The sequence below is a fragment of the Tolypothrix sp. FACHB-123 genome, assembly GCF_014697075.1.
In the GTDB taxonomy this organism is placed as follows: domain Bacteria; phylum Cyanobacteriota; class Cyanobacteriia; order Cyanobacteriales; family Nostocaceae; genus Aulosira.
Genome location: NZ_JACJRE010000111.1, coordinates 1 through 9669 on the forward strand (window position 1 = coordinate 1; position 9669 = coordinate 9669).

Annotated in this window: 9 protein-coding genes; 3 read left to right on the forward strand and 6 right to left on the reverse strand. The window is 43.0% G+C overall.

All coding sequences use genetic code 11. The features are described from left to right. Positions 1 to 77 precede the first annotated feature (77 nt). From H6G41_RS33350 to H6G41_RS33370, 5 genes are all read right to left on the reverse strand, one after another. Positions 78 to 578 (reverse strand): hypothetical protein, encoded by a 501-nt coding sequence (locus H6G41_RS33350; RefSeq protein WP_190752592.1) that lies wholly within the window; start codon positions 576 to 578, stop codon positions 78 to 80. A 128-nt stretch (positions 579 to 706) separates the two neighbouring features. Beyond that, entirely contained in the window at positions 707 to 1330 is a 624-nt protein-coding gene (locus H6G41_RS33355) for a hypothetical protein (protein WP_190752593.1), read from the reverse strand. A gap of 12 nt (positions 1331 to 1342) precedes the next feature. Then, positions 1343 to 1852, reverse strand: a complete 510-nt coding sequence (locus H6G41_RS33360; protein ID WP_190752595.1) for a hypothetical protein — start codon at positions 1850 to 1852, stop codon at positions 1343 to 1345. Positions 1853 to 2127: 275 nt separating this feature from the next. Then, positions 2128 to 2337, reverse strand: a complete 210-nt coding sequence (locus tag H6G41_RS33365) for a hypothetical protein (protein ID WP_190752597.1) — start codon at positions 2335 to 2337, stop codon at positions 2128 to 2130. Continuing rightward, entirely contained in the window at positions 2291 to 2581 is a 291-nt protein-coding gene (locus H6G41_RS33370; RefSeq protein WP_190752599.1) for a hypothetical protein, read from the reverse strand. The genes H6G41_RS33365 and H6G41_RS33370 overlap by 47 nt, the downstream gene beginning before the upstream one ends. A 264-nt stretch (positions 2582 to 2845) precedes the next feature. On the opposite strand from H6G41_RS33370, the gene H6G41_RS33375 reads away from it, so the two are divergent. From H6G41_RS33375 to H6G41_RS34755, 3 genes are all read left to right on the forward strand, one after another. Continuing rightward, the gene (locus H6G41_RS33375; protein ID WP_199316462.1) at positions 2846 to 3040 is read left to right on the forward strand and encodes a hypothetical protein; all 195 of its coding nucleotides are present in this window, start codon (positions 2846 to 2848) and stop codon (positions 3038 to 3040) included. A gap of 196 nt (positions 3041 to 3236) precedes the next feature. Further along, positions 3237 to 4922 carry a helix-turn-helix domain-containing protein gene (locus tag H6G41_RS33380; RefSeq protein ID WP_190752601.1) on the forward strand — a complete coding sequence of 562 codons (1686 nt, stop codon included), beginning with the start codon at positions 3237 to 3239 and terminating at the stop codon, positions 4920 to 4922. Positions 4923 to 5418: 496 nt separating this feature from the next. Next, positions 5419 to 9018 carry a bifunctional DNA primase/polymerase gene (locus H6G41_RS34755; RefSeq protein ID WP_199316463.1) on the forward strand — a complete coding sequence of 1200 codons (3600 nt, stop codon included), beginning with the start codon at positions 5419 to 5421 and terminating at the stop codon, positions 9016 to 9018. Here H6G41_RS34755 and H6G41_RS33390 read toward each other — a convergent pair. After that, positions 8958 to 9197 carry a hypothetical protein gene (locus tag H6G41_RS33390; protein ID WP_206756968.1) on the reverse strand — a complete coding sequence of 80 codons (240 nt, stop codon included), beginning with the start codon at positions 9195 to 9197 and terminating at the stop codon, positions 8958 to 8960. The two genes, H6G41_RS34755 and H6G41_RS33390, sit on opposite strands and share 61 nt — an antisense overlap. Positions 9198 to 9669: the final 472 nt, after the last annotated feature.

Consider the following 9669-nt stretch of genomic DNA (forward strand, 5'->3'; position numbering starts at 1 on the left):
ATTCGCTCAACAATCAATGTATTCATCCTGAAAATCATTGAACTGACTCATCTACCAGTGCATTATTTGCCTTCACTTTAAATTAAGATGCGTTTGCCCTGGGCTAACTGCGATTTAGAAGCCGCTAGATTATCAACTTGGCTCATGTGGTAGTCAATGTAGGCTTTGAGCTTAATTAGGTCAATGCTTTCTCTGTAGCGCTGATTTTCTAGCGTGCGATCGCTTGCCAGTTTCAATCCGATTTCTGAGCGTTCATGACCATACTTGAGATTGGCTACCGTTAAATCAGCACTGGCTTTATCAATGGCAATACCAGACGCGCCAGCTTGCTTGTAAATTTCAGCTAGTCCTTTGTTGTACTCCTCAGTACCCTTGATGAACGCACTGAGGTTATCTGTGATGTAGGGCATGATGGTTAAAATGCGATCGCCCTCGTTACCCATTTCCCCTACTTTAGCCAGCGCTGCATCATCACCATTAATACAGCCCATGATTAAGCTATCAGTGATCCCCAGCTTTTGCGCCCTTGCCGTGAGCTTTTTACCGTGCTTGCCGACCATATTCTTGATGTGCTTCACGTTTGTAACTCCTGTATGAGCAACATTCTTTGATAAACCATTGAGCGAGGGGAACCGCCAGCGCGATGATCAACGGTATCCCCACCAGCCCAATTAACAAATGCCTGTAAGTGAGCGAACCTGTCTGCTTAATCGATGATTCCGGCGAAAGATAACGCGAGGTCTGCAAACTGGCTTTTGTAGTCCAGGGCGGTGGCCTCCATCGCTTGTTTAATCTGCGTCAGTTCACTTCCTGCTGCATCGTCCATCTCCGCCAGCGTTCGCCTGATTTCGTCAGCTTTGCGCCGGATTTTTGCTACTTCCTGATTCTTGAATTCCTTTGCAAAGTGGACGAGTGCATTAAAAATCGCCTCGTTTAAATCTTTTCTGGATGCAAAGGTAGAAGCGATGGACACTGTAATCTGTTTCACATCCGCCGCTTTTAACTCAATCCCTGCACCCTCTGCAATTTCTGTAACCAGTGCTTGTTTTTGTTGCTCACTCAGCACAATTTGACTTTTATCAGGCTCAGGCTGTGCATCTTCTGTACTGGCTAAAAATGTTTCTTCAACGGGTTCATCAATTACTGATAATCGACCGACTGCTTTTTCTCTGAGATATTCAACAGCTTGGCTCAATTGGTCTTTGCTGGGATTATCAAGGTCATCACACTCGGAGGCGATCGCCGCTTCTGTGTAATCGTCCTTTGTGAATCCTTGATAACCTTGCTTGTATAAACGAGTACGCACATTGTTAGTGAACTTGTTAGACATGATAATGACCCTTTATTTGGCTAGTACTAAAACTTCAGGGATAGCGGATTTCATGGGCTGCGATCTCTTGTTGATTGCCCACTTAGCAGCAACGAACCCAACCAGCGCTAAATCCTTACTGTGGTAAGTATGAAAGGCGTTAAAAGATAGTCCCGCTTGACTAAACCAGTAGTAACGAGTGCTGCGCGGTACGTCGTCAAGGTTAATTTTTAGATAATCTGCCAGCGCAACTAAAAAGCTCTTGCCGTTATAACTAGCGTCTAACTCATAGAAATGCTTAAAAACTTGCCAACGCTCATTAAATCCTTTGCTAGCTGGAGTTAGCGCCCCGTAGCGCCGCCTTAGTCCTGCAAACATCTCAACTATTTCTTGAGCGTTCCTTGACTCTACATTTAAGCTAAAACGCTGTTTGAGAAAAGCTACTACTCGATACCAAGTGATATCTGAAACTTGTTTACCCATCTTCCGCTCATAAATCTGTTTCATCTGGCGATATTTAGCTGAATACACTTTTGTTGGCACATGACCTCCGAACTATTAATTAAGTTGGTCAAAAATTAACTAGACATCCGGTTATGCCAAGGTATTTGATATAGCCCTGAGTCTGATTCCAGGTATTTGACATAGTTCTGAGTCTGACGGCTATCAATAACCTTGGATTTTTAAAATTGGACAACCTTTCACAACTAAGATTTGTCGCAAATAACCATGCAATAACAGGACGCTTCAGATTTTGCGACTTACTGACACTTTCTCATTTACCCCTATGGGTTCGCCCCGAATTGTCTTTGCATTGCTCAATGGGAGTGTAGTAGTTCGCCCACTGCTTGGATTGCATCGGCTAGTGTTACATCTGGAGAGTATTCCAATTGCTTGAATTCGGCTGAATCTCGGATTTCTCTCAGCCAGCGTGCTATTGCTTCTAACCTTCTTGTTTGATTTTGATTAAGCATTACTTTCTCAACAGTTAGTTCGTTGATTGTTTCTATCGGTGGTTGATTGTTCATCAAAAGTACAATCTGCTGCTGGTACAGATATTGGCGTAACTACTTTGGATACTGATTTTGCTAAAAGAGCGCATTCATCTACATCAAAGGCTGGCAAAACTTCCCAAGTAGCTTCCAAATGCCTACCGTACCTAGAAAACATCACGTTAATTAGCTCTGTTAAACTTGCTAATTTCGTAGTTTTCAAAAGATGTTCGCCCATTTCTAGGGCCGCGCCCCTAATCACAACTCGCGCTTGAGTCATATTTGGAGTCCTTAAGAATGACTGAAATCATTTGCAGACATAACTGTGAGCATGGTTGCAATCAGATGCCCATGCCAAAAAATAAGATTCGACGCAATTGGGTTGTTTTTGGTCTTATCAAAAATTTGCAGACTTATAGCGTCTTGTCTATTACAATATCACATATCAGCTACAAATTAGCGCATTTTTTTGCAAGTTATGAGAAAACTTGCACCAATTAGCTAGAAATCAGTCCTAAAAAAGTACGATAGAAGGCAAATGTATATGTTAGATGCAGTGAGTAAAAGAGTTCACGTAACTTTACCTGATAAGGTTTTTGACGCATTAGAGCGATGGGCTGATGACCAAGGTCGTCCCGTTGCCAACCTTGTAGCGTACCTAGTTGAAAAAGCTATAGAAGAAGCTGAGACACAAGGGAGGATTCCCTCATCATCTAGTAAAGACAAGAAGGACAAATGAATACAAACAGTAATTAAGCCTGCCATCCCTGCCATTAATAAAGCGATCAGCTTGAAATAGGTGACACATATAAATGGCAGAGAATACTTTTGCTTGCTGATGTTAGATGGCGGCTAACTGATAGATCAATCAGAAAATCCGCCTGCTGTTGCCCATGCAGCCCTAGCAGCTAAATTCCATTCGATGAGAGTGTCTTATGGCAGCAAATGATTTAAATTCGCAACTTCCATTAATCGTAAATCTCAACTTGATTAATCAAGAAGGTCAGGAAAACATTGACCTTAGTAAATTAATCATAGAAATTGATTCAACTTTATTTCCTAACCAAGAACAATTCCTCAAAGCCTTACGTAATCATTTATTACAGTCCTTTAAAGAAGTTCCTGTAATAAATTCGCTCAATATTACCAAAGCAGACAATAATTCTTTGAAGAATGTCGAAGAAGAATTAGAACCGCAAGCTAATAAATCCCGAACGAAGAAATGTAAAAATAGTATTCAAGAGAATGAAACTTCTCTTGAAACTACAGATGATTCCGCCTCCAATAATTCAATCAAAGTTAGGCAGACAAAATTATTTAAGTCTCAAGACTTTGAAGCTATTCCAACCGCAGCAGTTATGTTTTCCAGCATTGACTCTCAAATCAAAAAAGAATTGTGGAAGCAAAATGAAGATGGAATAGCCTACTTACAACATAGAGCTAAGGGTGATTCTCAAAACTTCATTGAGCATTATATTGCCAACCCCGGTGATATTTCCATGCTTCCTTGGGATGAAGCACTACAAATCATTGATAAATTTGGGTTTAACAGTGCCAAGCTGCACCTAATCTTTGCTGCCTATGCAATGAAACAGGAAAGACCGTGGGAAAGCTTATTTATTCTCAATGCCAGTGACTTGATAAAAGATATGGGTTGGGATCAGCGTACTGATTTAGCCAAACATAAAAAACTCTCAGAAATAGCCAAAACTGCTTTCGCATTAGATTGTTTATTAGTTAAAGCAGTATGGGTAGAAGGGAGGAACAAAAAAGGTGGAATAAATGCTAGTACCCCTGTAGGGCGAATGTGGAATATTACAGTTGTCCCTTATGGTCAGATAAATTTACAAGGAAAAATAGATGAGCCTGATGAAGTTCAGTTAATTATTCAACCAGGTGCTTGGACTAAACATTTTTTAAACAGAGCAGGCGCAAAATCCAGGGATGCTTTATATCAGTTTGGCTACTTAGCCCAACAAGTTTTGAAAATAGATCCCTACCATGATGAACTCGCACTAAGACTGGCTATATATCTAACATTAGATAGTCGAATTCGCCTTGATGGAAATTACAAAGTACAGGAGCTATTAGAAATTGCATTTGCCAAACCGATCATAGATAGAGCTAGGTTAGATCGCCGCCGAGCTTATGACTTAAAAAAGCACTGGGATAGTGCCATAAAGCTACTACTTAAACTGGGCTGGCAGATTACATTTGACCCCAAAACTTACCCCGAAGAACTAAGACCAGACTTCAAGGATAAGAAACCTAAAGGCTACCTTGATAAGCTGTTGGATGCAAAACTCACCATCAAACCCCCAACCCCTATTCCAGAACTTATAGCATCCAAGGCCAAACTCACAGTTGAACGATTACAGTCGAAAGTTAAACCCAAAGTAGAGAAGTTACAGCCCAAAGCCACGCCCTTACCAGAACCACAAATCAGCTTGACTAGCAGTCAAGTTAAAGAAGCACGTATTGCAAAAGGCTGGTCTCAATCCAAATTGGCTGGTTTTCTCGGCGTATCTCAAAACATGATTTCCCTAATTGAACGGGGTGAGCGCACCTTTAATCCACAACTTGCCGCCCAGCTCCAAACGCTTTTAGATATCCAAGACTAAGTATTATTACTCTGCATTTCTCAACTAAGAGTTGGCGATCCGGCTGTGGATGGCTGGTTTTCTGTTGCATTCTTGTTTTAAAAAAAATAATTCGGAAAATTGGCTTCAAAGCTTTGCCCTGTAAAGCTTTGGCTTTTAAAACAAAGGCTCTAGAATCCCCGGACGAAAACTCTAGAATCCCCGGACGAAAACTCTAGAATCCCCGGACAATCCATTTTTGAAATCCTTGCTGCATAAGGGTTGTAGCCTCTTAAAACAGCCCTGATTAATTAGATTAATTAGATCAGTTTTGCCGAGTGGTTTTGGCAAATCTGGCATTATTTCCTGGTGTCCAAAAATATCAAAAACTTTTTTGCTACTGAAAACTTTCAGCTGCCCTCAAACCAAAATCCCATAGCACCCATCCTAGAGTGACCAGCACAAGGGGTAATGGCTGATGAGCGGCTTCTCAAGAGGAGTGACAAATGACGAACGCCGTAACAGGGAGGGAAGTTAAATGAACACATTGGCTACCCTTACCCGCACTAAAACAGAAGATTGGAAACCATTTAGCCGCGTCCCCAACGCCAAGGATATCGCCAACGGCTTAAGAGATATCCCTAAAAATTGGTCACTGACACCCCTTCAAGATAAATCTCCACGGCGCGAAAACTGGCAGACAGAAGAATTTATCCCCCATAGTGAGATTGCAAGGCTAATCTTGCACGGTGAAAAGAAGATTAGCAAAAAAGGCAATCCCTACACTGCTTATTGGTCAGGTTTTGGACTGCGAACGGGTGAGGCATCAGATGGGAAGCTGGCGATTGACGTTGATGGCAGCACTGCTGAACCATTGCTCAATGCAATCTGTGGCGGTAACTTACCTAAAACTGTTTCTTGGACTTCTGGCAAGCCAGGGCGTTATCAGCTGCTATTCCAAATTCCCAATGAAGTTAGGGCACTGCTGAAAGACTTTAACAGAGCAGTTTTAACTGAGTGGGAGAATTTACAAACTGCCCGTGATGCTGAGGGCAAGCCAACTGAGTTACTGGAATTTAGATACAATCGCTCTCAATCTTGCCTGCCACCTAGCCGACACCCGACAACGGGCAGCTATCAGTGGATTAATTCACCAGAGACAACAGAAGTTGCGATCGCCCCTAGCTGGTTGTGCGAATTGCTGATCAAATTTGCCACACAAGAACAGCACAAAGAGCAAGAGCGTCAAGAACGTGCTGTCAAATGGTCTCAAATGCGCCAGCAAGGCACGATAAAAGAAAATAGCACCAATCTTATTGACTTTCTAGAATTTGAGGTTTTACCCCGGCTTTCCGCAGAGCAAATTTACTGCTGGGAAGGACACAACTTTAGACAGTACGGCAAGACGATCAAAGGTTGTCCACCTTGGCGACAATCTGCTAGCGGTACATCATTCCATGTTTGGTGGGATGGTCATAACTGGGCTTGGCAAGACAAAGCAACAGGTGAGGGTGGCACTGCTGTTCAGTACCGTTGGAAATTATGCGGCGGTCATGGTACACCCAAGGGCCACGACTTTGCAGAAATTGTTGAAGAATTAGCAAGGGACGCTGGCGTAACAGTTCCAGAAGCCATCATCCGTGAACCTCAATCATTTTTCGCAGACAAGCGTGTTATCACCCGCGCTGAATGGGAAATAAAGCAGATTAAAGCTGATTTGGTTAGCTTCCAAAATTTAATCACGCAGACCGTAGCTCCCTTTCAACCCATATTTAAGAAGTTTGGCAAAGGGTTGAGTAATCAACCAGCAGCGACACTGCCTAAAGTTGAGGGTAGCTCACACCAAATTATCAACTACAAACCAGGTAATATCCCAGTTAAAACCGACGATGTAGCCGATATTAGAATCCAATGTACCCCAGACCAACATATCCAAGCTTGGCTTGAGGCAGTTTCTAAAGGATGGAAGCTAATTCTAGACAAGTCACACCCTGGCTTGGGCAAAAGCTACCGCGCTGGTATGCTAACCGCCGCCCAATTTGGCATTGATAAATTAATTTACCAAGATGCCAACCACCGCAACCCCTCCACACTGCCCATCGAAACCAACTTTGTAGACCTGCCAGTGCGACATAACGGCTTTAAACTTGACCCTACCCGCCAAACCCCTTTAGGCGAAAACTTCCAACTCTGGATTAAACCAGGTGAAACTGCCGACACTGTTGGAAATTGTCACAGAACTTATTTATTCAACGCATTTCGTAACAAAAACTTTACCAGCTTAGATTTTGAAGAAAGCGACATTAGCCCCATCTGTAATGGCTGTACCCTGAAAAACCAATGCCGTTTCGCCAGTGGCGATGGTTACGGCTTCCGCTTCCAAAAACGCACAACAATTCACCACTTTAGAGAACTGAGAGCGCACCCCGATTCTACCCCCACTGATTTAATTAACGTTGCCGACCAAGCTTTTACTGTGGGTCGTATTTGGGAAGAAGCAGGCACACTGATCAAACCAGTGCGTTCCCTTGATGTCAATCAAGATGATTTTGAAAAAACCGTTGGTCAACTGGCACTCAACGCACCATCACTGCTAGTTCAACTCCAGCCAGTTATCCAAGCCTTACACCCGCTATTCACCCAAGACATCGATTCTCCCGACCGCTACGGCTTTAATGATGCTAGTATCCGGTCAATGCTGCCCCCCTTCCCCTCTGATTTAGATATTGAAGCTTTCCGACAGGCTTTAGAACCTGATTTAAAATTCCTAGAAGACTTAGACACTATCGATGTTAATAACGACAAGCAACTCAAAAAAAGTGCCGCCGCCCGTTACGCTGCCAAACAAATTACCAAAGACAGCGCCCGTAACGCTGGCAGAGAATTTCTAGACTTGCCCTTATATTGGCTACCTGATTTCTTAGAAGCCTGGAAAGGTGAAGGTGCTTTTAGCTGTTCCTGGGGTGTATTGAGCATTTACCGGAAAAACCCCAAGCATATTGAACTAGTCAACTCTGCCCAATTTAATATTTTTCTCGATGCTACACTCACCACCAGCCTGTTGAAATTAAAACTAGATTGCTCTGATCCCGTATTAGTAATTGAGCAACAGCGCCCCGATTATGCCAATTTATCGGTCATTAACGTCACTGGCCTAGGAAAACTGCCTAAATATCGTTCTCCGTCCCTTATAGCCCGTGTAAATGCCCTCAAAGAAGCTTTGACAAAGCTGCACTCCCAACTTGGCATTATTGATTGGAAGGCGATCGCTGATACTGCCACTGACCGCCGAGAATACGGTCACTTTGTTGATGGTCGTGGTGTTAATCGGTTTAGTGATGCTGACGCTCTAGCCAGCTTTGGCATTCCCTACCAAAATATTGGTGTTTTGGCAGCACAACTTCAGGTAATGACAGGAAAACCAGTCAACCTCGTAGGCACAAACAGCACCTTCCAAAAGTGTCTCACCGAATTGGTGCAAGCAGAAATCATCCAAGAAATTGGGCGCTTGCGTTCTCACCGTCGCCCCACCGAACAGCTGACTTTCTACTTCTGTGCTGACTATGACCTGAGTTTCCTAGCTGACCATCTCCCCAATGTTAAATTACAAAGCATTGATGCCTGCCAATTATGCCCGGAAGCTGGTACTGCTTCTCAACAAACAGGAATTGCGATCGTCAACGCTTTTACCCAACTTTGGCAATCAAAGCAGAAAATTACCCAAACTGTAATTGCCAAAATCGCTGATATCTCCCAAGCCTGGGTGAGCCGATTTACCAAAGTCTGGGGCGGTTGGGCGAGGTTTAAAAAAATATTACTACTGCTATTAGATTGTCTTCATAGCGATAGTAATAAAAATTTTTCAGAATTGGAGGAAGACGAACAGTGGCTTGCCAGTGAATACTTCCCCATGTTGTGCCAACAACCAGAATTATCCCCAGACGGCTTATTAGACGAGGTAGCGCTAGTTGCCAAAACCATTGGTAATAGAGCAATGGAGCGAGTTTTACACGAATGTACCCCGCAAGTTAGGGCTAACCTGCTGATAGCTGTACTTAGTTGTCTGCCCACCGAAATTTACTCAATTTCACTTTCTCCCGTCTCTGGGTCAGGAGAAGAAGCTGCGCTATCACCTTGAACAGTCAGAAGAACTGATTCCAAACGATAACCAGCTTCCCGAATGTAATATCCAGCTGCGCCCAAGTCTTCAAATACACTGTCAAATTGCGGATGCGTTGTCGGAAAAATCTTTCTCAGCCGCTCTCCAATTCGCTTCAGTTCTTCTTGGATAGCTATTAGTTGCTGAGTATCGTCCATACCTACGTACCACAAAGACAACTGCAAGGCAAGCAATAACAAAAACTCTTATTATATAGCTATTCTGCTTATAAAGTGAGGCATAAATGAAAAAAACCATGTGATGAACCCAAAACCTTATGTTCTCTCCGAGGCTCACGCCCAAATCACAGACATCTCACAGAAATGTGTGAGCCGATTTACCAAACGTTTGGCTGGCTGGGCTACTTTTTTTTAATATTACTCCTGCTATTAGATAGTCTTTATAGCGGTAGTAATAAAAATTTCACTGACTGGCACGACCAAGAAAAAATGCTTTTGGCTTTATAAAAGCTTGTACAGCAATCAATACACCCATTACATCCCCTTGTCAATGCGCCCCTATTTACCCCCAGGGCAAACGCACCTTAAACTGGCACAATTAGGGTTGACGTTTAATTAAATATATGTGTTTCAATCCATGATTGATTTTGATCATCCATGATCCGTTCTC

Bases quoted from the DNA above. Each gene is read 5' to 3' on its own strand.
- H6G41_RS34755 (WP_199316463.1), top strand. From the start codon at position 5,419: ATGAACACATTGGCTACCCTTACCCGCACTAAAACAGAAGATTGGAAA.
- H6G41_RS33355 (WP_190752593.1), bottom strand. From the start codon at position 1,330: ATGTCTAACAAGTTCACTAACAATGTGCGTACTCGTTTATACAAGCAA.
- H6G41_RS33365 (WP_190752597.1), bottom strand. From the start codon at position 2,337: ATGAACAATCAACCACCGATAGAAACAATCAACGAACTAACTGTTGAG.
- H6G41_RS33375 (WP_199316462.1), top strand. From the start codon at position 2,846: ATGTTAGATGCAGTGAGTAAAAGAGTTCACGTAACTTTACCTGATAAG.
- H6G41_RS33390 (WP_206756968.1), bottom strand. From the start codon at position 9,197: ATGGACGATACTCAGCAACTAATAGCTATCCAAGAAGAACTGAAGCGA.
- H6G41_RS33380 (WP_190752601.1), top strand. From the start codon at position 3,237: ATGGCAGCAAATGATTTAAATTCGCAACTTCCATTAATCGTAAATCTC.
- H6G41_RS33370 (WP_190752599.1), bottom strand. From the start codon at position 2,581: ATGACTCAAGCGCGAGTTGTGATTAGGGGCGCGGCCCTAGAAATGGGC.